Genomic DNA, 25,166 nt, shown 5'->3' with positions numbered 1-25,166 from the left:
TGATCACGGGGCTATTTCGTCGCGCCTGCCGTCAGGCCGGCAATAAACCGCCGCTGGAAAACGAGATAGGTCAGGATTAGCGGGGCGATGACAATGACGGCACCGGCGGTTAGAACCGGCGTGTTGACGGTATAGCGCCCCTGGAAAAACAGCATGCCGAGGGGCAGCGTTCGATAGGCATCGTCATTCACCAAAATGAACGGAATCAGAAACTCATTCCAGGTCCAGATGAACAGGAACAGCGCCAGTGTCGACATCGCCGGCACCATCAGCGGTACGACGACCTTGCGTAAAATATAGAATCGCCCCGCGCCATCGAGGACGGCCGCTTCCAGAATTTCTTCCGGCAATTGCTGCATCGCGCTGGCAAGAAAGATCGTCGAGAATGGTATCGACATCGCGATCTGCGGCACGATGACGGCCGTATAGGTGTTGATCAACCCAAGATACCGCATTTCATAATAAAGCGGGATGATGAAGGCCTCCGCCGGCACCATCATGCCGAGTGTCAGGATAGCGAACAGGGTGCGCCTTAGCGGAAAGGACAGATAAGCGAAGGCAAAACCAGTCAGCAGGCCCAGAAGGACGCTTGCCGCAACGACAGGAATGACAACGATGATCGAATTCCAGAAGTAGATGTTGAAATGCCCGGCGTTCCAGGCATCAAGGTAATTTTCGAAATGCGGATAGGCCGGCAGCGCGAATGCGCCCTGCAGAACGTCGGCCTTGCTCTTGATCGAGGTCAGCAGCAGAAGCAGGAACGGCGTGATCGTTACAGCTGCAAGAAGCCAGAGGACAAGGCGAAGAAAGAGCGGGGCGGCGGGAATGTTGGACTTACGGCTCATCAAGCCATTCCTTTACTTTTTGAGCCCACCAGCCGGTGAATTGCAAAATTGATGGCGAAGGTCAGCAGCGCGCCGACAATGGCGATGGCCGCAGCCGCGCCGAACCGATTGAGCTCGAAACCGAGCTGATACATGTAGATATTCGGTACGAGCGTGGCGTTGGCGGGTCCGCCGCGGGTCATTGTAAAAATCAGGTCGAAGCTTTTGATCGAGGCGATGACCGTCAGCAGCAAAACCACCCTGATCTCCGGCATGAGAAGCGGCAGGGTTATCCAGAAAAACGTCTTTCGCGCCGAAGCGCCATCGACTTTCGCAGCATCAAAGAGCGATGGATCGATGCGCTGGATTCCCGTGAGGAAGATGACCATGCAGAAACCGAAGAAATACCAGGTGGCGACGATCCCGACCGCGGGAAGCACGAAGTTGAAATCTCCCAGCCACGGGAGTGCGAACATGCCCAAGCCCACCGCTCTCAGAAACTGGTTGAACGGGCCGAATGCAGGATTGTAGAGCCATGCCCAGATGATACCCAACACGGCAGTCGGCATGATATATGGGAGGAACAGGAATGTCCGCAGAGCGAGCTGTTCCTGTTGCTTCAGATTCCAGACGCAGGCGGCAAGACCTATGCCGAGCCCGAGCGGCAGGACGCAGTAGAATATCATCAGCTCGGCATTGTTGCGCAAGGCGATGTAAAAACGATCATCGGAAAAGAGATCGATGTAATTGCCGAGGCCAACCCATTTGGGCACGGTCAAGCCATCCCAACTGGTTAGACTCAACCCCAGAGCCGCGACAATCGGCCCGAAGACAAAGGCCGCGTAAAGCAGCAATCCGGGGAAGAGATAGATCCAATTGGTATGTTCGGAGCCATCAAGTGGGGAGCGCTTCATTCCGGTACTCCATGAAGCCAAAGCTATGGTCGTCGTGCAGCAAGGCTAAGATCGCGGCGCTGATTTCTTGAAATGATGTCGACGGGACGCAGGCCGCGGAAGGTCGCGGCCTGCGTCCGCGCCATTTATTTCTGACCCTTCAGGTAAGCCTGATAATCCTTGTCCATGGCATCGACAAAGGCTTCAGGCGTGATCTTGCCGGACAGGAGAAGCGGCGTGTTATCGTCGATTGTCTTCAACATCGTCGGACTCGACCAATCGGGATAGTGGCCGAGAGCGTCATTGGCGTTGAGCGTCTTCCACATCTCGATGCCGGCGCTCAGCAGCGGCGTGAGCTTGGGCTTCGCATCCGCCGCAAGCGACGTTGCCGGAAGATAGCTGGAATTGGCCCAGGTTTCGGCAGCCTTTTCCGAAACCATGTAGTCGATATATTCACCGGCTAGGTCCTGCGTTTTCTGATCTTTGGCAAGGCTCGTTATCGCCCACGCAAGATCCACGCCGCCGACGCTCAGCGGCTTGGTAATGCCTTTCGGGGCAGGAATGGCCATGAAGCCGATATCCTGGTTGTGCTGCATATCACCGAAATACCAGGTTCCCGAGATCAGGAAGGCGCCCTGCCCAGATATGAAGAGCTGGACGGCGTCGTCACCCGAAATGCCCTCGAAACCGGGATAGAAATAGCCGCCCTGCGCCCACTTCTGCACCAGTTTTGCGGATTCGATGTTGCCCTTGGTGTTCCAGGAGCCGCCTCTGCCATAGATCAGATCATCAAGCTCGGCTCGATTGCTTGCGTCGATATGGGCTTGATCGATGGCGCCAATCATGTGCAGGGCCAGATGCTGCTTTGCGCTGCCCATCATGAATGGCGCAACGCCCTTTTCCTTCAGCTTGTCGAGATCGGCCAGGAGTTCCTCGAAAGTCTTCGGCAGCGCTATGCCGGCATCGTCGAGGATCTTCTTGTTGTAGTAGAGGCCGACGATCTCGGCGAGGCCTGATATGCCGTAGGTCTTACCGACGCCAAACTTTGGCCCATCCCAGCGATCTCGCGCCAGCACGGAATCGGACTGCCGCTTATCCCAGCTGTATTTCTTGATGTAGTCGTCAACCGGCAGGAGCAGTCCTTCCTTGACCATCGCGCCCATATCGCCGGCGCCCTGGTTGACTTTCGTGACGACCGGGCCGTTGCCTGCCGAAACCGCAAGCTTCAGCGTCAACTTCATGTCATCGAATGTGCGGGCGGTACGCTTGATCGTAACGCCGGGATGCGCAGCCTCGAAGTCCTTGTTCAGTTGCTCGATGACCGCACTCTGACCTTCATAGGTCTGGTCGTCCCATACAGCCAGATCGTCAGCGCGCGCCGCCGCCGAAAGGCTGAAGCTTACAAGCGCAGCGCCGGTCAGCGCGACAGCTGCCTTCCATTGGCTTGCCGACAGAATGTTGATCGATTTCACGCTACTTCTCCTCTGTTCCACCTTTATTCGGTTTATTCTCCACTCCCCGTTCAGGCCGGGCGCCACGCACCGGCCGAACGTTTTCTTCCCTCAGAGCTTTGCCGGGCTGGCGAATCTGAGGTAATCATCAATGCATCAGCCTTCTCGCGGCCTGAAATGACAAAGCCCCGCAGGAGGTGGCAATGTGATGGACACCAATTGCTTCATCCGTCCGGCGATTGATGCGGATATCGACGCCCTTTTCGACATCTGCCTGAAAACCGCGAATGGCGGAGACGATGCGAGCGCGCTTTACAGCGACCCGCATCTGCCCGGCTACATCTGGTCGGTACCCTATCTCAAATTCGCCAAAGACTTCGCCTTTGTTCTCGTCCAGAACGACCGCCCGGTCGGCTATGTCGTCGGCACGCCGGATACCAGCGCGTTCGACAGAGACTTGCAGGCGAACTGGTGGCCGTTCGTGCGCCGGGAGATCGCGGGACTGACGCCCGACCGTCCGCGCGACGCCGACGTGATCGAGCGAATTTACAATCCCCGCAGCGGAACGGCGTGGCTTCAAGACATGTACCCCGCGCATCTCCACATCAATATTCTTCCCGGGCGTCAGGCAGCCGGCTGGGGACGCAGGATGATCAGCACCGAGCTTCAGGCGCTCAAGGATTATGGGGTCGGAGCCGTACATCTCGGCGTCGATCCGAACAACGAACGCGCCAGGGGCTTCTACCGCCACCTCGGCTTTTCGGAATTCGAACGGGATGGCGGCGTCGCCTTCGCAATGCGGATCGACTAGGGATTTGACTAGAGCCGACGACGCCGTAGAGTTCATGACATCGGCTCCGCATTCGCGGCGTCCAGCCCATATTTGAGAACAACCGCCGCCGGCATGGCGCTCCAGCCCTGAAGCAGCGAGCCGCGCCCGTAAGGCGGCGAGAAATACTCCACCGCGCCGATCCAGCCGTTGTCGAGGCAGGTTTCCCACCAGCGCGTCAATGCGTAGCGAGCGCCTCCAAGTCCGTGGCGAAGGCGTTCTTCGGCGTAGGCGCCGTCCCAATAAGGCCAGTCCGAGCCGTTATGGTAGCGGTAGGGAAAGGCGGTCTTGGATCGCAAATCGCTTTGCCGCTTGAATGGTGGATAGGCGCACATCACACCCCAACTGCCATAGGGCTGTTCCTGATTGTTGCGCGTTTCCAGTCTGGTTTCAAACGCTCTCAGGAGACCGACAGCCTTCTCCTCTGAAATAGCACTAAATCGCGACAAGGTCAGGCTGTCGAGAGCCAGATGATCCTCGACAAAAGAGCCAGGCGTTCCGTAGTCGAGATATCCTCCCGTTGCCGGCACGAAGAGCCTGGCTTCGATTTCCCGGCGAGCAAGCATTGCGGTTTTGCGCGCATGTTCGGCAAGGCTCGGATCGTGCCCCTCGCCCAGTCTCGCCACCGCATCCATCGCGCCGACGAAGAGGCCGAGATCGTAGGAGACAAGGCCGTCACGGAAGACATTGTCGGCCCAATCTCGGTCGTTGCGCGGCTTCAGCGGCAGAACGCTGTCGGGACCGGCCAGACTGACATAGCGATCCATGATCGCCCTCACTGTCGGCCAATGAAACTGCACCTCGGCCACGTCTTTCGTAACGCCTAAATAATCATCCAGAAAAAGAATGAAGAAAAGCGGACTGTCGAAGTGGTCGCTCCACCAATCCTGCGGACGATTATGATACTCCGGAACTGCTCTTTTGTGGTTTTTGGGATTGGCCTTGCAGTCAGCGACGAAGCTCTGCCAGGCATCTGATTGCGCCGGTCCCGTCAGAATAACGCCGCTCGGGGCCTCTCCGTCGGGCTGGATTCCCTTGGCGAGCAGCCGGATCTCGTCGCGCACCGCCTCCGGAGCAAGCGTCAGAAGAGGCTGCATCGTCCAATAGCCATCGCGGTAATAGGTCCGCGCCGGAGCGCTATAGGCCTGTCCGGCGGCAAGGCCGGCGAAGGCGCCATTTTCGTCGCGCCTTATGCTGGAAAGGGCCGCATGTATGCCTTGGCTGACCATGCTGCGCATCAGCGGGTCGGCCTCAGGCATCATGTCGCAACGCGCCACATATTCCGCGGCTTCGGTGATAATGGCTTCACTGGTGAGATCGAGCGCTCTCTCGGCTTCATTTCTCGAGGCACCGCCGGCAATCCGCAGATCGCAATCTTGAGCTTCCACGATAAGGGCGCCCCAGCCCATTTCGAAAATCTGCCGATGGCCGCTGCGGGACACCTTCGCTTTCGCGTCTCGCCCATCAGGCTCGTGCCACCAGGCGCAACGGCGCGCTGGATAGACGCCCTGCAGGCGCACTCCTTTGATCAGCATCACCGGCAGCGACTGCGCGACGAAAACACTGCCCAGTTTTGAGACGAGCCGGTTCGGAGCGTAGCTATAGGGGCCGGCGATCGGAGAAAACCGCACGCGCCCCAAGCTGCCGGCACCCCAAAGGGCAAGATCGGCATATCCGTCCGGATGAACATCCGCCTGAAGGCGTGGCGCCATTATGGGCAGCAAGACGCCGGCGTCGGCTGAAAGCTGTCCATCCGTCGAGGGCTTTATCATACACAGGTCCCCGACAGCCGCGCTGTGGAACCCGTAGAACGCGAAACGGAGAAACAGCCGAACCAGCCTGAGCCGATTCCTCTTCGGGCGATCTTGGCGCGTGCGCGCTGACCCAGACAATATGTATGGTGCATACTTGTCCACGACCCTCTTCAATCGCGCATGTGATTACGCGTTGATCCCCAGCCTACAGGCGGCTCCTCTTTTGTCAAGGACGTAGACAAATTGTCGGCTTCCATGTACTGAACTCGGCTAACGAGACGAGGGGTGACGACTAAACCCGCCATTTCGCGATGGTCGAGAACCGGACAGACCTTACATTAGGGATACACCTCGAACTAATTGGAACGAGCAGCCGGATGGCAACGACCTCTTCTATCGTACAGACTCCCATCGCACGAAAAATCTCGACCAACGCGGTGATCCGGACCGTATTAGCCAAGGGGAAGATCTCTCGCGCCGATATTGCCAAGCTGACCGGCTTATCGAAACAGACGATTTCCGATGTCGTGCGCGATCTTGAGGATGATGGGTGGCTGAAAGCTGTCGGGCAGACCGATGGTCGTCGCGGCCGGAATGCGATCATCTATGAAATCAACGCAAGCGCGGGCCTGGCTGTTTCCATTGATCTCGGAGGCACCAAGATCGCTGCGGCTATCTGCGATCTGCTGGGTAACGTCGTTGCGGAAACCAAAATGCCCACCGATCCACGCGGTGGACCGCATCTCGTCAACCAGTTCAGCGACCTGATCACTCAACTCGCACTTGCGGCAGGGACGACTGCCGACAAGCTGCGTCTCGTCGTTCTCGGCAGTCCCGGCGTTCTCGATCCGGCTACCGGACATATCAATGTGGCGCCGAATATTCCCGGCGTGGACGCGATGGATCTGCGGCAAGCGTTCAGCGACAAGATGGGCATACCGGTGATCATCGAAAATGACGTCAACCTCGCCGCGCAAGGGGAGAGATGGCGGGGACACGGCGTCGAGGTCGGCAATTTTGCTTTCGTGGCGCTTGGCACCGGCGTCGGCATGGGCATTATCGCCAATGGCGCGCTGTTGCGTGGTGCCCGTGGCGCGGCCGGCGAAATCGCCTATCTTCCACTCGGCGGCGATGCTTTTGATCCCGGCGGATTTACACTGGGAACCTTCGAGAGCGCGGTCGGCAGCGTTGCGATGCTGCGGCGCTATACCGGTTTCGGCGGCCGCTACGCTTCTACCGTGGCCGACCTCTTCGCGGCGTTCAATGCAGGCGAAACGAGCGCTATCGCCGCAATCGAAGAAACGGCGAGGCTGGTGGCTATCGCTATTGCCGCCATCGGAGCAACTCTCGACCCCGAGCTGGTGATCACCGGTGGCAGCATTGGTGCAAGGCCGGAACTCGTAAACGCCATCCGCGGTTTTCTGCCGCGTTGCACCCCCTACCCACCGCGCATCGAGATCAGCCGCTTCGGCAACCGCGCCGCCCTCATGGGAGGCATGGGGATCGCCGTCGAGCGCATGCATGACGATCTGTTCGGTGTAAAATTGCGGGACGCTTGAACATTACCACAGGTCGCAATCAGCCGCTGCGCCACTTGCGAAGCGCGGCAAATGCGCTAGATTTTGCGCCATGATCACAGCAACGCAGATACGCGGCGCGCGCGCCATGATCGGAATGAGCATCGAAGAGCTCGCCGCCGCAAGCGGCCTGCCGGTCGAGATCGTGACGGCGTTGGAAAAGGGCGAGTTTGCGGGTGAGCCGCATGCGCTGTTCGACGTGCGCAGTACCCTCGAGGCGCACGGCATCATCTTCCTGTCGAGCGGCAATCAAGATGAAGGCGGTCCCGGCATCCGGTTGCGGGCACGCACATCAACCGATGAAGGCATCCGGCCTGAAAATCTCAATGCCGCCAATGATGGCTGACCAGATCTATCCGTCAGATTTCGCGGTCCCATCCTTTATTGCGGGAACCGCGTGTCAGAGATAGGTCTTGGCAAGGTCGGCGAGTTTGCCGCCGTCTCTCACGCCCTGCCTGTAAAGCTGAATGATAACCGCACCGATCCTCTCGGCTTCCGGCGTCGTTCTGACCAGGCCGCGTTCGTCGCAGACCTTGTCGAGCACTTGCGAAAGCAGGTCGAGATCTTCCGAAAAGAGCGGTAAATCATGCGGATGAATTGATGACCGTAACATCACGCCGCACTTCCCTCCGAGGGCAAACGCCTACACGCTTGCATCGCCGGCCGCCCTCCGCAACCGGCAATGAAGCTATTATGCGTGAGGGTCCTAACTTTAGCAACTGCGCACATTCCTGCTGAAGAAATTTTCCTCCCCGCGCGTCAGCGTGTTTTGCAGGAGGGATCTGCGAATGCAACGTTGAGTAAAAAACACTTTCCCTCCCCGTCCAAGTCTTATCTCCAGCCACCAGCCTGATCGTTTCCACCGCCCGCGACGCCGTCGAATATCTGAACCGATGGCCGGGCAAGCGGGGGCGCGATTATCGCGTTGCGCTCCAATATTGTCCTGATGCGCTCGATCGGCTGCGCAGCCCGCACGCCACAGGAGTTTCCTTTGTCACAGCGGCGAAGGCCACAGGATTAACGGTGTGAGAGCGGCTCAGGCGTGTTGCGTTTTTTTCAAATTCGCTGTTCGCGGCTTGATCCTGATCCCGGCGTTGCCGTAACGTGCTTCAGGCCTTGCAGCGGCCGCCAGCGGCGATGTACGGCGGATCGATGAAGCCTTCGGTGATCACCTTAGCAGTCAGCTCGATGACGCGTTCCTCGGCAAGTTCGGCAAGCGCGAGGGCGACGTCGCCCTCCGACCAACCGGCCTTGACCGCCTCGTCCGACAGAGCTTGGAATGCACCGGCAAGGGCCTGCCTGCAAGTTAGAGTCTGGTTCATATCCACCATGCGCTCGCACCAGGCAATCTCTGAGAGGAACAGTCCTAATCTACACATATTCGCAAAAATGCGAAACGCTAAAAGGTTCTCTGAAATTCAAAACCAAGCCTGTCGGCCTAAAACTCTGTACAGTCTTAACAAAATAGACAACTGTTCGTCCATCTATTGATGGGTTTCAAAAATAACCAGAAAAGCTATTTTTCGACAACTCCCGTCAAGGGAGCATTTCATCATATGATTTACTTCACGTGGTCAAAATCGAACCAGATAGACTGACGATTTCTCCGCCTGATGACATGGATCCGAAGTCCGGCCGTTTTCAGCATCTTCGCGTTCAACTGTCAATCAGCTTCGGGATATTCCCGCCGCGAGCATGACTATCACTCGCATCGTGGTGAAGAGGAGCTTAAAGCGGTTCGGCCGATGGGCATCGGAGGATGCGGCGAATGCCGACCGGCGTTGATCACCTTATTACCATAACTGCACCACACTGCCGTCAAAGTCCGCCGTACCATTGCCTCGGCTCGTTCAATTTTTTCAGGAGGTAAAATGTCTATCGAACTGGACGCTACTACCTATGTTCACGCCAAGCCAACGACTGCTCATTCCTATATCCTGCCGACCGTTGTCGATGTTCTTGAAAACAGTTTCCACGAGGCTAGCGAAACGGCGGTCTTTGATCTCGGCTGCGGCACCGGCGGCGCTGCCTCGGTGCTTGTGGAGAAAGGCTACGACGTCGTGGGCGTCGATCCGTCGGAGGACGGTATTGCGAAAGCGAAAGCGGTCCATCCCGATCTTCCGCTGGAAATCGGTTCCGGCTACGACGATCTTTCCAGCCGCTACGGGACCTTCGATGCGGTGATCAGCATAGAGGTGGTGGAGCATGTTTACGACCCGAGGGCTTTCTCGGCAACCATGTACGATCTGGTGAAACCGGGCGGCATTGCGGTCCTCTCGACGCCTTTTCACGGTTACTGGAAAAATCTGGCTTTGGCCGTAAGCGGAAAGATGGATGACCATTTCATGCCGCTCAAAGAGCATGGCCACATCAAATTCTGGTCCCCGGGGACGCTCAGCACGCTGCTGCTCGACACAGGTTTCGAAGACGTCGACTTCGAATATGTCGGAAGAATTCCGCTTCTGGCAAAATCGATGATTGCAATCGCGCAGAAACCGCACTGACGGCCCGTTCTCTACCGCAGCCACGCACGCGCTGCACTCACATTTTATCGTGATGTTCTGACTGGATTTCAAGGGGATAAATGGTCGGGGCGACTGGACTCGAACCAGCGACCCCTTGACCCCCAGTCAAGTGCGCTACCGGGCTGCGCTACGCCCCGACCTGCCGAAACGGCTTGATTGCTTTATGAAATCGGCCTTCATAGCGCAAGGGGAAAATGAGGGTCGTGGAATAAAAATAGAACGGAAGCCGTCGAAAAGCACAGATCGGCGCAAACAGTCCCACGAAAGTCCCACGCGATGTTTCCGATGGCGAATTCGTTGACCATCCTTTCCATTTGAATCGCAAGGCGTGCTCAGCCTTCAATGACCGGAGTCTCGTCGTCTGCGGTAGAAGCGAGCTCATTTGCAATCTGCGCCCGACCTTTGGCGATTGCAGCTTTCTTTTCATCAGCGATGGCTTTGACTACCGCCAACCGGTGCTCGCGCTTGTGTCGTGCGACTGATGCGCCTACGGGAGTTACATTCACAAATCCAACGCGAGGTGTCGAGGTGGAAACCGGCGGTGCGGAGCATGATGTGCACGTGTTTCTCGCCGGTTCGCAAAACTTCGAATGCGAGTGGTATGCCAGGAAGAAGCTGTTTGCAGATAATGGCTCGGCTAAAGGCTATTGATCGCCAACAGACACTTGATGTTGGAAAACAATCGAGAAACCGAGACTGAAGTCCGATGTCACCACAAGCGGACATGGTGGGGTTGTTTGATTCACCGCAGTCAGACCACCATTTGCTTTTGGTCTCACCGCCCTACCTCAACCGACAGAGACAGTGGAGGAAGTCGCAGTGCGTAAGCCGATCATATTGTTTGCCTTTGCCGCGTTCGCCCTACCCGCTGATGCGATGGCGCAGTCGCCTGAGCTCGAGGATACCTGCAAATCCGTGGCAAAGAGCTTCTTCATGACCGATCAGCTCGCTATCGGCACCGTGCAATCCTTTCCCGAGTTGAAGCCGCCGGGTGTTCGCATGTCTTATTCGACGCGGCAGGGAACCGCGCCGGCCGAAATGACCGACATATTCGAATGCGAGTTCGACAAGGCGGACAAGCCGCACAACCTGGCGCGCTTCTGCGTGTCGAGCACGTGCTATTCACCGAACGCCGATGACGGTGACCGCAAGCGCCGCTTCGACGAAATGCGCATTCTCCTTAACCGCGCTGAGAAATAGGACGTCGGCGTGCTCGGCATGATTGGCAATCCCGCCGGCCGGATACTGCCCTTCGCTTCGAAGCGACGCCGGTAGCTGGGGTGCTGAGCGACTTTAACATGGAGCACAGCGCCGAGGGCCGAGCACGACCACCCTGGTCGGGCTTGCGACCGACTTTTTAAACCGAACTCAACGCACCGTTGCAAATCAATCAGCCGGAAGTCTCTTATGTCATTATGATTCCACTGACATCAGTTCGCCCGGTAACGTTCAGATTGCGACGACCTTCAGCCGGCCTTCGGCGGTCTGGCGAGGCTGCCACGCCCGATAATTGGCAACCGAAAAATGCGGAGTTTCGAAAGGCGTGGCGTGGGTTTCGGTGACGACGGTGACATCGGCGCCGGCGGCCTCGCCAGCGAGAATGCCGGCAACGGCATCTTCGAAGACCAGGCAGTTCGCCGGGTCGACCCCGAGTCGATGTGCACCGAGCAGATAACCCTCGGGGCTCGGCTTGCCCGATTTGACCGTTTCGCCACTGACGATCACCCTCGGCATCGGAATGCCGGCTGCAGCCATGCGGCGCCTGGCGAGTTCGATCGGCGCCGAGGTGACGATCGCCCATCTGCCGTCGGGGATAGCGTTGAGGAAGCGGACGGCGTCGGGGATTTCGACGATGCCGTCGACGTCCTCCATCTCCTCGGCCAGCAGCAGATCCGCCTCGTGCGCCGGATCGACACCCGGCAAGCCGAGGCCGCGGATCACGTCGGAGGCACGGATGCCGTGAATCGTTTTCAGGAAAACCTCCGGCTCGAAACCATGGCGTCTTGCCCATTCACTCCAGACGCGCTCGACGACGGCAATGGAATTCAGCAGCGTTCCGTCCATATCGAAGAGGAATGCGTCATAGGATCTATTGAGGACGTCGTGGTGACCGGGCACGGGTGTTTCCTTGCGAGCACGAGGCAGCCGGGGCCTCTCCGGCAGGCGAGTAGCCGAGAGCGGCGACGGCGTCAACGTCAGTCGTTGACATCGGGATGCGTGACGTTGCGAACATCGGCCAGACCACGTGCGGCGTCGCGATTGCCGGTCGCGGCGGCGGCTTCGAAGATCCGCATCGCGTCATCATACATTTTCAGATTGAGATAGCAGTAACCGCGCAGAACCATCAGATCGATGCGCTCCTGCTGCAACTGGGCGCGCTGATCGAGATAGATGAGGGTTTCACGGTAACGTCCCGCGTCGAAGGCCGACAAGGCGCGATCGGCGAGGATCGCCACCTGCAGTTCGGCAGCGCGCTGGCGGCTCTGCGGCGCCCTAGTTGCCGCAACGGCGGCATTGCTGGAAAGACCGGCGCGCAGATAGGCGAGACTCTGACCATAGGCTGCGTCTTCGCGGATCTTGCGGACCGGGCTCTGCAACGCCGTCTCGAAGGCCGAGACCGCCTCCATCGGCCGGTTGATATCCATCAGGCACCAGCCGCGCGACAGCGCCTCGCCCGGCCCCAATCGTCCCGCGTCGATGGTCGTCGAGCAGTCCCGCGCCTGGCGCGGACCGCGCTCGACAGTCACCGTCTGCATCGCCGGCCTTGCGGCGCGGATGGCGACCTCCGGTTCCGGCTGCCGCACAGTCGGGGGCTCGGCCGGAAGCGGCGCCGTGGAAGCGGCCGGACGCTGCGGCTCTACCGGCTGGCCCGGCTGCTGCGCCGCGAGCGGCGCTTTTGCGGACTGCGTATCGGCGCTCGACGCCAGCAAGGAAGTGTCCTGAAGATTGGCGATTCGCGCCGACCGGCCTGCCCAGCCGCGCTGGAGGTCGAGGACACCCTTGCGGTCGTTCAGCTGCTCACGCGTGACGGCAAGGCCATAGGCGGACGGTTCGTCGTCCGGTTTCCAGGCCAGCGCGGTCTCGAACCAGCGCGCGGCGGTCTGGAACTGGTTGAGAGAACGGGCATACCAGCCGAACTGCTGCGCCGTCGGCACATATTTCCGGGCGATGACTTCGGCTGCGATCCGATGAAGCACGTCCTCGGTCAGATCGGCCGGCGGTTGCAGCGCCATCAGGTTGGCGGTGGCGGCAAGATAGGTCGCGGTCGCATCATCGGAATCGGCGCGCCAGCGGAACATCACGTCCTCGGCTTCCCGCGGCGCCTTGCGAGCGATCAGCGCCAGCGCCAACCCCTGCGAGGCGGCCGCCGTATCCTCCCTGTCGCGGGCGGCACGAAACCACTTTTCGGCATCGGCAGGGTTGTTGCGGCGAAGCTGGTGCCAGCCGAGCAGCAGCGCATCGGAGGCCAGTCCCTGGCTTTCGGCGAGCTTTTCGAGGTGAGCGATATAGTTCGGCGCAATGGCGAGCTTCGGATCGTCGTTGCTTTCAGCGACGAAACGCCGGGCAAGGTTGTCGCGGATTGCATCGAATTCCCTGCTGCCGTCGACAGCGGGTTTTTCCAGCGCCAGCAGCGCCTGCATCGGCTGGTAGTCGAGCAGGGTCGAGGCTTTTTCGACCGTCGCCTGCCGTTCGGCAGCGTCGGTGCAGTTCTTCAGGATATAGGCATAAGCATCCTGCCCGCGCTGCGCCCTCTCCGTCCGGATGAAGGCTTCGGCGACACGCCAGAGCACGTCGACCTCGCTGCAGGTGAGCAGGCTCGGCGTTGCCGCGGCGATATCGACCACGGTCGCATATTGCCTGAGATCCGAAGCGTTGATGAGGCGGGAGCGAGCCTCGGCGACACCAAGCCGCTCGAGCAGATCGGCCGGCGGCTGCCATCCGGCGTCGGCGGCCTGACGGTCAGCGATCGCTTTGCGCAACTCGGCATAGCGGCCATCGGAATAAAGCTTCCACATGGCCTCGAGCTGCTTGTCGCCGTTTTGCGGCACGGCGAGCGGATCGGCCGGCGGAACCCAGTTGGGATAAAGCGCCTGAAGCCGAGAGATTTCGGCCTGCAGGCGCACTTTGTCGCCCCGGCTGGCAAAATAGCGAAGCGCGCTTTCATCGACGGCAGGCGGCGCGGGCGCCGCAGCCTTTTGAGGCGCCGGCGGCTCGGAAACGATCGGCGGCGCGACCGGGGCCGGCTCCGCAGCTGTCTGAGGCGCATCGGGTTGCGGTGCTGCCGGCTGCTCTGCAGCGACATTCGACTCACCGCTGCCCGGTGCCGGTGACGAAGTGATCGCTTCGATCCTGTCGGCGACGGTTTCGGCATTGAATTCGGAATTGCCCGCGGGAGCGTCGTCCGGCTTGATGCGGCCCATCATCAACAGCTCCGGCCCCCGCCTGTCTGCGGAGCCAAGGCCGAGCTTTTGCTGCAGGGCGCCACGATCCTTCAGTCCGGTGACGAGGGTCGCCACCACGACTGCCGCTGACATCGCCACGAGAGAAGCTTTCACAGACACTCCGGATGCTTCTCCCCGATAAAGGCCAGCCCCAGCAATTGAAGCGTGGACGGATAATAGAGCGTGGGTGCGAATTGCAGAGCCGAGACCGGCAGCCTGGTCCCGTCGACCACACAGGCCACAACATCGTTAACAATTCTATAACCCGGATCCAGCAACACGGTCTTCGGCCGGCCTGTGGTCAGATCGATCGTGGCCGGAATGCCATTCTGCGACATCCCCATTCGCAGGTGGTTCAACAGCGCCTTGTCTGTGATGCCGCCGCGCGCGAGATAGAGCGGGATGCGAAGGGCATTATAGGCAAATTCGGCGTCGAAACCCTCTGCCGGTCGCGGTGGGCCACTGAGGCTGACCCATTCGGCAGGAAGCTTGCGCGGACCGAATTGCATCGTCTTCAACAGCGCCACGCCGTCGTCCGACAGCTCTTTCCAGGCATCGGAGGGAGCAAGCGCTGCCATGACAGGCATTGCCTCGTAAATCCAGTAGGAAGGATTGACGACGGGGCCGTCGTCACGATCGGCGGCGCCAAAACCTTCGCTGCCCGGCATCAGCAGCGTCCGGCCCGCCGAGTGGACGACGGCCTTCGCAAGCAGCGCCTGCGCCATGCGGGAGGCGGCGAGGATATAGTCGTCGCGCTTCCATGCGGTGCCGGCAAGCGCCAGGGCATAGGCGATCAGCATGTCGCCATCCGTGGCATTATTGGTGTCGGTCACGTGCGGCTTGACGTTGGGATCCCATTTCCAGACGGCCAAGCCATCGTCGCGCAACAGCAGCTCGGTACGGGTAAAATACCAGATCTGCTCGAAATCCGCGGGGCTCGCCGAGAGATAAGCGAGCAGCATGCCATAGCCCTGTCCTTCGCTATGGCTGATATTGCCATTGCCGTTATCGATGATCCGGCCACTCGCATCAAGAAATTTCGCCTTATAGGCAGACCACGCATCGGCATTGATCATCGCCTGCTGTGCAGCGGCGGACGGGCTTACGGGGGCGAATGTAACCGTCGCCGCAATCAGAAGCACGCGCCACCACCTCATTTGGACCGGCCCAGCGTTTTGAGCATGCGCGAGGTAGCGACGCCGATCAGCAGCACGAAGACGACGAGCAGCGAAGCATAGGAGAGGATATTCGTCGACAACCAATTGGCGGCGATCAAGCGGTAATTGGCGATCGACCAAGGCGTGGATGGGACGAAATCGAAGCGGGTGACGGGCACCGCATCGATCTTGCCCGTCTTGCTCGAATAGGTGGTGATATGGCCTGATATCTGCGGCCAGTTCAACTGACCGGTCAGCACTTCGAGCCCTTCGCGCAGATCCTTTGCCGAGGGTGCCGCCACCACGGTCCACGAACCCTCTCCCAGGGGGCTGGAGCCTTGCGCAACCACGAGCGTGTCGGCGTTGGAGGGGGTGAAGACCGTCTCGGCCCCGGGGATGAACTGCAGCGAACTGCGGGTGATGTCGAAATTGCGCCCCAGCCATTCACGGAAAGCAGTGATGCGGCTGCGCAAGATACCGCCGCTCACCTTGGAATTCCACTCCTCGAAGGCCGTGCCGGTATCGACGACGCCTGGCTGCGTGTCGGCCACGGGACGCCACGAGGCTTGGCTCGCCGTCGAGATGTTGGCCTGCGTCAATGCGGTTGCCGGCATCTGCGAAATCGAGCCGATGAAGATGGCGTCCCGATCGCCGATCGTATTCGGCGAGGCCACGGTTTCGACGGCGATCGGATGACCGGCCATCACCGCCATCTGACCGAGCAGCGTAGCGGCGGCCGAAAGCGTATCGGCATCGACGCGATCGATGAAGAGCGGCGTCGGTTCCGTTGCCCGGCCATAGGGATAAGCTGTGCCGGACATTGCGGCCAGATTCGGACGCTGCCCGACGCGGGCAAAATCCGGAATGTGCACTTCGGAGGTATCGAACAGGGCAAAACGGGGATTGGCGCCGGCGGTAGCACCCGGAGCACAAGCGGCATCGTCCTTCGTCATCAGGATCGTCTCGATCGCAATCATATTGAGGCCGGGTTTGAAGTGGCGCATCGTCACGCGGATCGGCAGATGACGGAGAATGCCGCCGGTGGTCGAAGTAAGCGGCACGGTGGAGGCGATGTTGTCGTTGACGTAGATATCGATATGGCTGCCGGGAAGCACATTGTCGGTATAGGCGGCGTCGAGCAGCACCTTGGCCTCGCCATAGGCATTGGCATAGAAGTCGGCCGGCACGGCGACATTGAAGCTGGTGCGGAACCGCCGGCCGGAAAATTCCGTGGTCTTCACGCCGAGTTGCGAGAGGGCGATGCTGGTGTCGGAAAAGACCAGCGGCGCATTCGGCGCGCTCCAGCGCTCGGTGGTCAGTGCATCGCGGCGGACGTCCGCGGACCTGTCAGTCGGCGAAACGATGGTATCGATCGCGGAGGAGACTGCTTGCCAAGAGGGGCCGCTGATCAGAAGCACCGGCGAGCCGCTGCGCGGATCGGTCACGAAAGCGGCGAGCGGCGCGCTTTCGGCCCCGGGCGGCAGGTCGGGAAAGAACGGCCGCAGCTCCGCGGCGGTCCCGACGAGCACACCGAGCTTGCCAGGACCGGCGGCCGGAAGGGAGGCGGCGCTGAAGGCAAATATCTGGTTCGGCATGCTGCTCAGCACCGACAGGCCCTGTGCCAGCCGCAACAACGGCTTGGTCGTCCCCGGCTGCTCCAGCGCCGGGACGACGATATCGAACTCCGTCCTGCCCGCGCCATCGATGCCGATAGCGCGGATCGCGTCGGCGCTCGAAAGCTCCGCAGCATTCCCGCCGGCAAAGCTCAGGTAGGTTCCGGCCGGATCGATATTCGACCATAATTCATAGGTGGACTGGATGCTGCAGTCGGTGCGGTGGCGCTGCTCTGCCTGGAAGGTCACGAGATTGGCGCCCGGCTGCAACAGGCCGGGGGGAACTTCGAAAGTGACGGCGGAAGAGCCGTCCGCCGAGCTGACCCGCTGCTGACCGATCGGACGATTGTTGAGATAGACGGTCAGCGCGGATGCTTCCGGCGCGACGACGATCGAATTCTGATAGGCGAAGGTGAAACTTGCCTTGGCGGCCGCCTGCTCGGGCGTCAGATAGACAGACCATGACCGGCGGTCATATTCGCCGCTGAGGCTGAATTTCGAAAAGGGCACTAGATAACGCCTGATATCGCGGTGGCGCGGCTGCGAAGCGGCATTCGCCGCGCCGGGCTGAGGCGCCGGCGCTGCCGGCTGCGGCACGACAGTGATCGGCGCAGGAGCGGGCGCGGGCGCTACGGAAATGGGGGGCGTGACCGGTACCGGCGCCGTCGCTGCGGGCGGAGCTGGCGGCGTCAATCTCGGGGCAGTAGACGCGCCGGGCGGACGCTCGCCGGACATGTCGAAGGGCGCCGTCTGCGCATGTGTGACAGCGGGGGCATGCAACAGGAGGAGCGCGGCGGCGACGATCTTTCTCATCCGGCATTGACCTTTGCCGCTCGCTGCTGCGCCTCCCGCTCCGGCCGCATGCTGCGGAAGAGGTAAACCAGGCCACGGCTGGTCTGATAGAGGGACAGGCCGAGAAACCAGATGGTGCCGCGAATGAGGCCGGGATTGCGGCGCCGAGATTCCTGGAACTGGGTCCACTGATCGGAATTGGCAAACATCAGATCGGCGATCAGGCGATGATCAAGCGCGCTTTTCGGCACGTATTGGCAGCCCACATTGCTGATATCGCCTGATGGCTCGATGTTGCGGACGATCAGCGGCAGGGTTTCCAGGTCTGCACCGCTATAGGGCCGGAAGCGCATCTCGCCGGGGGCGCCGACGAGCAGTTCATCGAGATGCTTGTTAAAGATATGCAGCCTTGCGCCATGGACGGAGACGTCCTCTATCGAGGCCGCATACCACTTGCCGTTGGCATAGAACTCGCAGCGCCGGTTGACGCGGACGCGCCGGGACAACGCGCGCTCGCCACGTTCCGATACGACGCCGAGTGCGCAGCCGGCCATGATCAGATTGATCATGTTCCACCCGCCGACGACAAGTGTGACGTCGGCCTTATAGGGCTCGGCATAGATCCTGTAGAAGGTAATGACGAGCGCGATTATCTGCACCGCAAAGATCACGAAGAAGGGGCGGCTGATCTCCGACAGGCGGCTGACGGCGATCGATTCATCCTTGGCGGTAACCTTGAAGGTCGGCTTCCGCGGATTGAGCATGACCGAGACGACAGCTGGCAGCAGATGCACCGTCTGGACATATTCGTAAAGCTCGGAAATCCAGGGCCAGCGGAAGGATCCGTAGAGGTAATTCTGCATCATCAGATTCACGAGCATATAGGCAAGCGTATAGGCAAGGAATTCGCCGCCGGAGGCCGTGAAAATTTCCAGGTCGAAGAACAGGTAGAAGAGCGGCGCAAACAGGAAGATCGTGCGCGGGAACGGGAAGAGCCAGAAAAGCGTGGATGACATGTAGCACAGACGCTGCGGGATCGACAGGCCGCGCTTCAGAAGCGGGAAGCGGAAGCGCAGGATCTGCATCATACCCTGCGCCCAGCGGCTGCGCTGGCCGATGAAGCTCGCGAAGGTGGCCGGTTGCAGCCCGGCGATCAGCGGCTTGTCGACATAGATGCTGTTCCAGCCGCTGCCATGGAGAGCCAGCGCCGTCTCGCAATCCTCGGTAATGCTGATGCCCGAAAACCCGTTCTGGGATTCGAGCGCCTTGCGGCTCAAGACTGCAGCCGAGCCGCAGAAAAAGGCGGCATTCCATTTGTCGAGGCCGCGCTGGATGATGCCGTAGAACATCTCATTCTCGCTCGGCATTTTTTCGAAAGTGCGCAGATTGCGTTCGAGCGGGTCGGGATTGATGAAGAAATGCGGAGTTTGGACGAGAAAGAGCTTCGGGTCGTCTTCGAAGTAGCCGACCGTCTCGAGCAGGAAATCGCGAGCCGGCGCGTGGTCGGCGTCGAAAACGGCGATGAGTTCGCCGATCGAATGTTTCATGCCGTTGTTGAGATTGCCGGCCTTGGCATGCTCGTTGCGGTCGCGCGTGAGATAAGTGACGTCAAGATCCTGGCAGAGCTGCTTCAGCTCGCCATGGCGGGCCGCCGCCGCCTGGGCCTCGAGCAACTTGCCGGAATTGCGCTTCTGCATGGTGCCGCCGTCGTCGAGCAGCCAGACATGCAGCTTGTCGGCCGGATAGTCCATCGCCTTGGCGGCAGCCAGCGTGTTTCCGAGAAGGCCGGCATCCTCGTTATAAGAAGGCACGAACACATCGACATGGGGCAAGCGCCCGGGATTGGCGGCTCGCGATGGGCGCGGCGGGAGCGGTGTGGCGACGATGAAAAGGCTGAGCGCCAGCATCGCGACGCTGTACATTTCGGCAAGGTAGAGCAGCAAGCCGGGAATGAAATTCTCAGGCTGGTTCAGCGGCGGCAGGGTGTTGGTGGTGCGCCAATAAACGTAGCGCAGCACGATCGACGTTCCGAAGGCAAGCGCCACCAGGCGCCATGTCCCCTCGCCCTTCAGAATCTTAATGAGCGCCATCACCGAAACGACCGTAATGCTGGTGATGAGCTGGGTCTGCAGATTAACCGGCAGAGTGATCAGCACGATCATGCAGAGCGAAACAACGGCCCATATGAAGACACTGCGGGCTTTGCGCATCGACGTTCCTTCGAAATTGCGCCGGGGCACCGTCTGTTACCCCGGGGGCATACTCTATCTCCGGCAGACGGCCGTCATGGCCGCGTCGCCTATGCAATCCGGCGAGGGCACCGTGACGCCGATCGCTCTTGCCGATTGTTCCAGTGGCGCGGCGGCCGGATCCGGCGCGGCACTCGTCTGTGGCGCCTCGCTCGGCAGCGGCACGCGCGGACCGATCGGCGTCGGCAAGGGCGCGGCGTCCTGCACCGGTTGCTGGCTTGGGGCGCTGCGAACCGGAGCTGTCCGCGGCAGGCGGACTACGGCAGGGGCCGGCTCATAGCCGAGCGGCATCGGGCTGGCGCGATATCCACCCTCATCGGGATAGATCGGTTCACCGGTAAGACCGAGCGCCGCGCTGGCGGGGGGCGGGTTACCATACGGATTCCAGGTCGGGCCGTCGAAGGTGCCGGTGATGGTATAGCCGTAGACGATGCCGAGCAGTTGGCGCTCGGTTGCGCGAGCATCGCACAGGCGCAGGCGCAGCTGGATCATGCCGAAATTGCGCGCTTGGGTATTGGCGGCCGCGCTCGAGCGGATCTGCTGCCATGCATAGATGCAGGTATCGCCGGCGCGGCTGCGGCCGGAAGCATAGCCGAAGGGGCCATAGGCGTTCTGCAGGAAGGTCGCCGATGTCGCCATCGGCACGCCGGGAGCCGAACGGGCCACCTCGCGGGCAATGCCGCTCTCGTTGATCATCCTGAAGCTGGCATTGCCCATCCCGGGATTGGCCCCGGAAGCGCCGAAGAACTCGGCTTTCAGAAAATTCTGGCCGGGTACGGAAGACGAGGTGAACAGCGAGATCGTCTGCTCGACGCCATTGCCGCGCTTGCGCTCGACGACATTGACAATCGACGGCCCGCCCGGCGGCGGCAGGACCAGCGCCTTTTCAGGCGCCACCGTCTCCGGTCCGGAAGGCTGTCGCACACCGCCTGTCGACGTGCAGCCGGCCATCAGACCCACCACGGCCAACAGCGATATCGTCTTCCCCAAGCGCATGTCTCGAGCCGCCGTAATCGTCTTTCCAGATATCCATTCGCAGACCGAAACGCGACGGACCGTCGAATCAGCGGCCACCCGGCCGTTCACCTGACATAAATCGCCGACATGGTTAACAAAGGGTAAAGAGCCCGACCCTGATGCCACCAGACGACTCGCATTGAACGTGATTCGGACAGCTCAACCCTATGGTGCATAAACCGGTTTCGCAACAAACAATCGGCGCGCCGGCCTTCCCACGACGCCAAGGCGGTAGCGGAACTATGCGGTTTGGCCGGCGTTGCCTTGATGTCCAGAGTTCAAAAAGGAGATTATCCCATGCGCAAGATCATGCTGGCTACGGCCGCCATGCTGACCATCTGCTCGGCCGCCTTCGCACAGAGCACGGTGGTCGTCACCGATCCCGCACCAACCGGTTCCGTCGTCCTGCCTGGCGAGGTGCGCACCTATGTCATGGAGCAAAACACGCCATCCGTCGTCTATGACGGCGAAATCACGGTTGGCGCGACGCTGCCGGATACTATTGAAGTCCATACCGTGCCCAATGTCGACGGCTATGCCTACACCGTTGTCAACGAGCGGCGCGTGATCGTCGAGCCGAAGACACACCGCGTGATCCAGGTTCTCGAATAAGGGATTGAGGCTGGAGACGCATAGTCCTGCACGGCTTCACGTGCCCTCATCTCCCGTGCTCACCGGCACGTTCAAGAGTTCACGTATCTTATGAGCGAGTTGCTCCAGGCTGAATGGCTTGGCGAGCAGCGAGACGCCGTGGTCGAGCACGCCGTTGTGGACGATGGCATTGCGCGTGTAACCCGTGGTGTAAAGAATCCGGATCGCCGGCCATTTTTCTTGAACGGCATCAGCAAGCTGACGTCCGCTCATCTGCGGCATAACGATATCGGTGAAGATCAGATCGACGTCGGGGTTCTCCTCCAAAAGGAGAAGCGCCTCGACGCCGCTTGCCGCCTGCAACACGCTGTAACCGAGTTCATGGAGGCTTTCGGCGGTCATGGTGCGGACATGTTCATCGTCCTCCACCACCAAGATAGTATCGTTAACGCTCCCCTGAGGAATCGGCTGGGCGCCGGCGGCGGCCAAGCGGGCATCCGCCTTGCCGACATGACGCGGCAGATAGATCTTCACCGTCGTCCCCCGATCGATCTCCGAATAGATCTTGATGTGGCCGCCGCTCTGTTTGATGTAGCCGTAGACTTGGCTTAGCCCGAGACCGGTTCCCTTGCCGGGTCCTTTGGTGGTGTAAAACGGTTCGAAGGCGCGGTCGATTACATCGGCCGACATGCCGATTCCGGAGTCGGTGATGCTGATCATTACATACTGGCCCGCCTCGACCTCCGAATGCATGCGCGAATATCGCTCGTCAAGTTCGGTGTTGGCGGTCTCGATCGTCAGATGACCGCCGCCGGGCATGGCGTCGCGCGCATTAACGGCAAGGTTCAGCATGGCGTTTTCGAGTTGGCTGAGATCGGCGAAAGTCGGCCAGAGGCCACCGGCAAGCACGGTCTCGATTCGGATATGTTCGCCGAGCGTGCGCCGCAGCAACTCCGACATGCCGCCGACCAGCTTGTTGACGTCGATCATCTCCGGGGCCAGCGGCTGCTGACGAGAGAAGGCCAGAAGACGTGCGGTCAATACCGCGGCTCGCTGGGCGCCGTCTCTGGCGTTCTGAAGGGAGTTCAGCAGGCGCGGATCCTCGTGTCCGGTCATCCGCCGCTGAGCGAGATCGAGATTGCCGATGATGATTGCCAGCATATTGTTGAAATCATGGGCGACCCCGCCCGTGAGCTGACCGATCGTCTCCATCTTCTGCAACTGGCGCACCTGCGCCTGGGCGGCGGCATTCTCTTCCATCTCATGCCTGAGTTCGGCAGTGCGCTGCACCACCGTTTCCTCAAGGCGCGCATTGAAGCTGTTGAGCTCGCTGCGGAGGCGACTCTGCCTGCCATAGGCGACAATAATCGTTTCCATCAGACCGATGATGATCACCGCATTGATGAGAAAGGTCGCAAGACCGATCCATTGGCCGGCGCTCACCGGCCAGAAGACATCGTGCGGCTCGACGAAAAACTGCTGGACGAGGAAACCGGCGAGCATGGCCGCCACGAAGCCAGGCCCGGCGCCGCCTATGAAACTTGCGAGCAGGATCGCCGGAAGGAAGCTCAGGAAAGGAAATCCGGAGAGGTAATCACTGGCGGCAAGTCTTAGAAGAAAGGTCAGACCGACGAAGGCAACGGCCAGCGGATAGGTATAGCCCGGCCTGTGACGCAGCCAATCCGTGGCACTCAACAAATCCATTCCACACCCCTTCTCGGCCGTCGCGGAAACGGCATCCCAGCTTTTGCACATCGAATTTCGCCGGGCAATATGCTGTTTCCAAAGCGCGGCGCGATCTTTCAGATTCGCTTGCCGCACCTTGGATTTTTATGTTTACACATATCGGCGTCTCAAAACGGCTGCACTGTTTTGTGCGACAAGTTTTCCACCACTGCGCGTGGCGTCTTGACGCGCTTCGCGAGCGGTCCACATAAATCTTCGTGCCCCGGCAGGGGAATGGGGGGACGGGATCATGAAAGACATATTCATTGTCGAGGACGATGCGCTGATCGCCATGTTGCTCGAGGACATGCTGAGCGATCTCGGCTATCGGGTTCGTGCGAGCGCGCCGGATCTGGAACGGGCGCTCGCAACCGCCAGGGACGCGGAGTTCGACGCTGCAATCCTCGACGTCTCCCTCGCCGGCCGTAGCTCGCTGCCGGTCGCAAAGCTGCTCGACGAACGCGGCAAGCCCTATCTCTACGCAACGGGATATGGCAGCGCCCCGGAAGGCAGCAGCCCCAGCGCGCTCCCGGTGCTGCGAAAGCCGTTCCAGCTCAGTGAGCTCGAACAGGCGATGAAGCAGCTTTGCGGAACCTAATCAGCGCACCTGATCGAGCAGACGCTTGCATTCCAGGAGGTCGTAGAGCGCCTCTTGAAGCAGCGCCCTGTCTTCCTTGCCGACGCTCGATTTGCCGATCGACACTTCCGGCTGCTCGTCGTCGCCGGCGACGAAATTGAAGAACCGGCGGGTGATCGGCGGCTTGGCGCGGCCGACAATCTGATCCTCCTCCGCCATGGCGACACGCGGTTCCCCGGCGCCCGCCTCCTGCGCACCCGAGGCAAGCGCCTCGACACTGGCGAGATCGCCGTGGCCGACCGAGATGACGAACTTGTTGCCGTTGGTCTTCAGAAGCTTCTGCACGCCCTTGATCGTATAGCCGTGATCATAGAGCAAATGCCGGATGCCCTTGAGGAGGTCGACGTCCTCCGGCCGGTAGTAGCGACGGCCGCCGCCGCGCTTCATCGGCTTTATCTGGGGAAACCGTGTCTCCCAGAAGCGCAGCACATGCTGCGGCAGATCAAGATCGTCTGCGACTTCGCTGATGGTGCGAAAGGCATCGGGGCTCTTGTCCAACGTCATATGCTACGCAACCTCGCAGGCTCAATCCAACGGCGACTCACCATATTTCAAAGGTTTGGCGTCAACAATTCAAGTCATGTCTCGACGTTGCGCACAGGGGATCGACCAGCGCGAAAAAAACACGCACCAACAAGAGGAAGTCCGATCTCAGAGAGCCGGATTCTGCGGCTTCAGCTTGATCTTGCGGGCGACATGCGCCTTGAGGATCCGCGTCTTCAGCACGTTCGAAGCCTTGAAGGTCATCACCCGGCGCGGAGAGATCGGAACCTCCTCGCCGGTTTTCGGATTGCGGCCGATCCGCTCGTTCTTATCGCGAACCTGGAAGGTGGCGAAGGAGGAAAGCTTGACGGTTTCGCCCCGCACAATGGCGTTGCAGATTTCGTCGATGACGGTTTCCACAAGTTCAGCGGATTCGGTCCGGGAAAGACCAACCTTGCGGAAAACGGATTCCGCCAGGTCTGCTCGCGTCACTGTTTTTCCGGTCATGGTTTCCCCGCCCATTACAAAATATTTTTTGAAAGCGAACGAAGAGTATTTGTCTTGCGCCTCACGGTCAAGCTCTTGTTCGCCGCCAGTTTTTTAGGAT

General features: G+C 60.3%; 22 protein-coding genes, 1 tRNA gene and 1 pseudogene. 8 read left to right on the top strand and 16 right to left on the bottom strand.

The annotated features are described in order from the left end of the window. Nucleotides 1–11: 11 nt before the first annotated feature. The 3 genes from PH551_RS09840 to PH551_RS09830 form a co-directional block, all read right to left on the bottom strand. Entirely contained in the window at nucleotides 12–845 is an 834-nt protein-coding gene (locus tag PH551_RS09840; protein ID WP_285192850.1) for a carbohydrate ABC transporter permease, read from the bottom strand. Then, nucleotides 845–1,738, bottom strand: a complete 894-nt coding sequence (locus tag PH551_RS09835; RefSeq protein ID WP_285192849.1) for a carbohydrate ABC transporter permease — start codon at nucleotides 1,736–1,738, stop codon at nucleotides 845–847. The genes PH551_RS09840 and PH551_RS09835 overlap by 1 nt, the downstream gene beginning before the upstream one ends. 125 nt (nucleotides 1,739–1,863) lie before the next feature. After that, nucleotides 1,864–3,210: an extracellular solute-binding protein gene (locus tag PH551_RS09830; RefSeq protein WP_285192848.1), complete on the bottom strand. Its 1,347-nt coding sequence runs from the start codon at nucleotides 3,208–3,210 to the stop codon at nucleotides 1,864–1,866. A gap of 166 nt (nucleotides 3,211–3,376) precedes the next feature. Between PH551_RS09830 and PH551_RS09825 the strand changes: the two genes are divergently transcribed. After that, complete coding sequence (locus PH551_RS09825; protein ID WP_285192917.1) at nucleotides 3,377–3,979, top strand: GNAT family N-acetyltransferase; 603 nt, start codon at nucleotides 3,377–3,379, stop codon at nucleotides 3,977–3,979. 32 nt (nucleotides 3,980–4,011) lie between these two features. Here PH551_RS09825 and PH551_RS09820 read toward each other — a convergent pair whose 3' ends face one another. Continuing rightward, the gene (locus PH551_RS09820; protein WP_285192847.1) at nucleotides 4,012–5,769 is read right to left on the bottom strand and encodes a glucosidase family protein; all 1,758 of its coding nucleotides are present in this window, start codon (nucleotides 5,767–5,769) and stop codon (nucleotides 4,012–4,014) included. Nucleotides 5,770–6,128: 359 nt separating this feature from the next. On the opposite strand from PH551_RS09820, the gene PH551_RS09815 reads away from it, so the two are divergent. Continuing rightward, nucleotides 6,129–7,310, top strand: coding sequence for an ROK family transcriptional regulator (locus PH551_RS09815; protein ID WP_285192846.1), 1,182 nt, complete (start codon nucleotides 6,129–6,131; stop codon nucleotides 7,308–7,310). A gap of 70 nt (nucleotides 7,311–7,380) precedes the next feature. Then, the gene (locus tag PH551_RS09810; protein ID WP_285192845.1) at nucleotides 7,381–7,674 is read left to right on the top strand and encodes a helix-turn-helix domain-containing protein; all 294 of its coding nucleotides are present in this window, start codon (nucleotides 7,381–7,383) and stop codon (nucleotides 7,672–7,674) included. 54 nt (nucleotides 7,675–7,728) lie between these two features. Here PH551_RS09810 and PH551_RS09805 read toward each other — a convergent pair whose 3' ends face one another. After that, nucleotides 7,729–7,941 (bottom strand): hypothetical protein, encoded by a 213-nt coding sequence (locus PH551_RS09805; protein WP_064801730.1) that lies wholly within the window; start codon nucleotides 7,939–7,941, stop codon nucleotides 7,729–7,731. Nucleotides 7,942–8,124: 183 nt separating this feature from the next. Here PH551_RS09805 and PH551_RS09800 point away from each other — a divergent pair. Continuing rightward, nucleotides 8,125–8,357: pseudogene (locus PH551_RS09800) on the top strand (DUF982 domain-containing protein). 80 nt (nucleotides 8,358–8,437) lie between these two features. On the opposite strand, the gene PH551_RS09795 reads toward PH551_RS09800, so the two are convergent. Then, on the bottom strand, nucleotides 8,438–8,659 hold the full coding sequence (locus PH551_RS09795) for a hypothetical protein (protein WP_285192844.1): 222 nt from the start codon (nucleotides 8,657–8,659) through the stop codon (nucleotides 8,438–8,440). A gap of 540 nt (nucleotides 8,660–9,199) precedes the next feature. On the opposite strand from PH551_RS09795, the gene PH551_RS09790 reads away from it, so the two are divergent. Continuing rightward, complete coding sequence (locus tag PH551_RS09790; RefSeq protein ID WP_285192843.1) at nucleotides 9,200–9,832, top strand: class I SAM-dependent methyltransferase; 633 nt, start codon at nucleotides 9,200–9,202, stop codon at nucleotides 9,830–9,832. Nucleotides 9,833–9,913: 81 nt separating this feature from the next. Here the strand turns inward: PH551_RS09790 and PH551_RS09785 are convergent. Then, a tRNA-Pro gene (locus tag PH551_RS09785) sits at nucleotides 9,914–9,990 on the bottom strand. A gap of 682 nt (nucleotides 9,991–10,672) precedes the next feature. Between PH551_RS09785 and PH551_RS09780 the strand changes: the two genes are divergently transcribed. Further along, nucleotides 10,673–11,053 carry a hypothetical protein gene (locus PH551_RS09780; protein ID WP_064801724.1) on the top strand — a complete coding sequence of 127 codons (381 nt, stop codon included), beginning with the start codon at nucleotides 10,673–10,675 and terminating at the stop codon, nucleotides 11,051–11,053. A 249-nt stretch (nucleotides 11,054–11,302) separates the two neighbouring features. Here the strand turns inward: PH551_RS09780 and PH551_RS09775 are convergent, their stop codons facing one another. From PH551_RS09775 to bcsN, 6 genes are all read right to left on the bottom strand, one after another. Continuing rightward, a complete protein-coding gene (locus PH551_RS09775) occupies nucleotides 11,303–11,971 on the bottom strand; it encodes an HAD family hydrolase (RefSeq protein WP_285192842.1) in 669 nt (222 codons plus the stop codon). 77 nt (nucleotides 11,972–12,048) lie between these two features. Further along, nucleotides 12,049–14,409, bottom strand: a complete 2,361-nt coding sequence (locus PH551_RS09770) for a cellulose synthase (RefSeq protein WP_285192841.1) — start codon at nucleotides 14,407–14,409, stop codon at nucleotides 12,049–12,051. Further along, nucleotides 14,406–15,452, bottom strand: coding sequence for a family 8 glycosyl hydrolase (locus tag PH551_RS09765; RefSeq protein ID WP_285192840.1), 1,047 nt, complete (start codon nucleotides 15,450–15,452; stop codon nucleotides 14,406–14,408). Before PH551_RS09765 ends, PH551_RS09770 begins: the two co-directional genes overlap by 4 nt. Further along, nucleotides 15,449–17,878, bottom strand: coding sequence for a cellulose biosynthesis cyclic di-GMP-binding regulatory protein BcsB (locus PH551_RS09760; RefSeq protein WP_285192839.1), 2,430 nt, complete (start codon nucleotides 17,876–17,878; stop codon nucleotides 15,449–15,451). Before PH551_RS09760 ends, PH551_RS09765 begins: the two co-directional genes overlap by 4 nt. Next, nucleotides 17,875–20,067 (bottom strand): UDP-forming cellulose synthase catalytic subunit, encoded by a 2,193-nt coding sequence (bcsA, locus tag PH551_RS09755; RefSeq protein ID WP_285192838.1) that lies wholly within the window; start codon nucleotides 20,065–20,067, stop codon nucleotides 17,875–17,877. The genes PH551_RS09760 and bcsA overlap by 4 nt, the downstream gene beginning before the upstream one ends. 54 nt (nucleotides 20,068–20,121) lie before the next feature. Next, complete coding sequence (bcsN, locus tag PH551_RS09750) at nucleotides 20,122–21,102, bottom strand: cellulose biosynthesis protein BcsN (RefSeq protein ID WP_285192837.1); 981 nt, start codon at nucleotides 21,100–21,102, stop codon at nucleotides 20,122–20,124. 318 nt (nucleotides 21,103–21,420) lie between these two features. On the opposite strand from bcsN, the gene PH551_RS09745 reads away from it, so the two are divergent. Beyond that, nucleotides 21,421–21,735 carry a DUF1236 domain-containing protein gene (locus PH551_RS09745; RefSeq protein ID WP_085777724.1) on the top strand — a complete coding sequence of 105 codons (315 nt, stop codon included), beginning with the start codon at nucleotides 21,421–21,423 and terminating at the stop codon, nucleotides 21,733–21,735. A 36-nt stretch (nucleotides 21,736–21,771) separates the two neighbouring features. Here PH551_RS09745 and PH551_RS09740 read toward each other — a convergent pair whose 3' ends face one another. Further along, nucleotides 21,772–23,418, bottom strand: a complete 1,647-nt coding sequence (locus PH551_RS09740; RefSeq protein WP_285192835.1) for an ATP-binding protein — start codon at nucleotides 23,416–23,418, stop codon at nucleotides 21,772–21,774. Nucleotides 23,419–23,689: 271 nt separating this feature from the next. On the opposite strand from PH551_RS09740, the gene PH551_RS09735 reads away from it, so the two are divergent. Further along, nucleotides 23,690–24,037, top strand: a complete 348-nt coding sequence (locus PH551_RS09735) for a response regulator (RefSeq protein ID WP_097598419.1) — start codon at nucleotides 23,690–23,692, stop codon at nucleotides 24,035–24,037. Here PH551_RS09735 and PH551_RS09730 read toward each other — a convergent pair whose 3' ends face one another. Further along, a complete protein-coding gene (locus PH551_RS09730) occupies nucleotides 24,038–24,580 on the bottom strand; it encodes a MerR family transcriptional regulator (RefSeq protein ID WP_064801706.1) in 543 nt (180 codons plus the stop codon). A 147-nt stretch (nucleotides 24,581–24,727) separates the two neighbouring features. Beyond that, nucleotides 24,728–25,066: an integration host factor subunit alpha gene (locus PH551_RS09725; protein WP_085780035.1), complete on the bottom strand. Its 339-nt coding sequence runs from the start codon at nucleotides 25,064–25,066 to the stop codon at nucleotides 24,728–24,730. Nucleotides 25,067–25,166 lie beyond the last annotated feature (100 nt).

Origin of the sequence: Rhizobium atlanticum, from assembly GCF_030182485.1 — a bacterium.
GTDB lineage: Bacteria > Pseudomonadota > Alphaproteobacteria > Rhizobiales > Rhizobiaceae > Rhizobium.
Note: the sequence above shows the minus strand (reverse complement) of the source record. Positions and strands in the feature narration are given on the sequence as shown.

Excerpts from the sequence above, each read along its gene's own strand:
- PH551_RS09840 (WP_285192850.1), bottom strand. The coding sequence starts at position 845 with ATGAGCCGTAAGTCCAACATTCCCGCCGCCCCGCTCTTTCTTCGCCTT.
- PH551_RS09835 (WP_285192849.1), bottom strand. The coding sequence starts at position 1,738 with ATGAAGCGCTCCCCACTTGATGGCTCCGAACATACCAATTGGATCTAT.
- PH551_RS09825 (WP_285192917.1), top strand. The coding sequence starts at position 3,377 with ATGGACACCAATTGCTTCATCCGTCCGGCGATTGATGCGGATATCGAC.
- PH551_RS09820 (WP_285192847.1), bottom strand. The coding sequence starts at position 5,769 with ATGATAAAGCCCTCGACGGATGGACAGCTTTCAGCCGACGCCGGCGTC.
- PH551_RS09815 (WP_285192846.1), top strand. The coding sequence starts at position 6,129 with ATGGCAACGACCTCTTCTATCGTACAGACTCCCATCGCACGAAAAATC.
- PH551_RS09810 (WP_285192845.1), top strand. The coding sequence starts at position 7,381 with ATGATCACAGCAACGCAGATACGCGGCGCGCGCGCCATGATCGGAATG.
- PH551_RS09805 (WP_064801730.1), bottom strand. The coding sequence starts at position 7,941 with ATGTTACGGTCATCAATTCATCCGCATGATTTACCGCTCTTTTCGGAA.
- PH551_RS09795 (WP_285192844.1), bottom strand. The coding sequence starts at position 8,659 with ATGGTGGATATGAACCAGACTCTAACTTGCAGGCAGGCCCTTGCCGGT.
- PH551_RS09790 (WP_285192843.1), top strand. The coding sequence starts at position 9,200 with ATGTCTATCGAACTGGACGCTACTACCTATGTTCACGCCAAGCCAACG.
- PH551_RS09765 (WP_285192840.1), bottom strand. The coding sequence starts at position 15,452 with ATGAGGTGGTGGCGCGTGCTTCTGATTGCGGCGACGGTTACATTCGCC.
- PH551_RS09760 (WP_285192839.1), bottom strand. The coding sequence starts at position 17,878 with ATGAGAAAGATCGTCGCCGCCGCGCTCCTCCTGTTGCATGCCCCCGCT.
- bcsA (WP_285192838.1), bottom strand. The coding sequence starts at position 20,067 with ATGCGCAAAGCCCGCAGTGTCTTCATATGGGCCGTTGTTTCGCTCTGC.
- bcsN (WP_285192837.1), bottom strand. The coding sequence starts at position 21,102 with ATGCGCTTGGGGAAGACGATATCGCTGTTGGCCGTGGTGGGTCTGATG.
- PH551_RS09745 (WP_085777724.1), top strand. The coding sequence starts at position 21,421 with ATGCGCAAGATCATGCTGGCTACGGCCGCCATGCTGACCATCTGCTCG.
- PH551_RS09740 (WP_285192835.1), bottom strand. The coding sequence starts at position 23,418 with ATGGATTTGTTGAGTGCCACGGATTGGCTGCGTCACAGGCCGGGCTAT.
- PH551_RS09735 (WP_097598419.1), top strand. The coding sequence starts at position 23,690 with ATGAAAGACATATTCATTGTCGAGGACGATGCGCTGATCGCCATGTTG.
- PH551_RS09730 (WP_064801706.1), bottom strand. The coding sequence starts at position 24,580 with ATGACGTTGGACAAGAGCCCCGATGCCTTTCGCACCATCAGCGAAGTC.
- PH551_RS09725 (WP_085780035.1), bottom strand. The coding sequence starts at position 25,066 with ATGACCGGAAAAACAGTGACGCGAGCAGACCTGGCGGAATCCGTTTTC.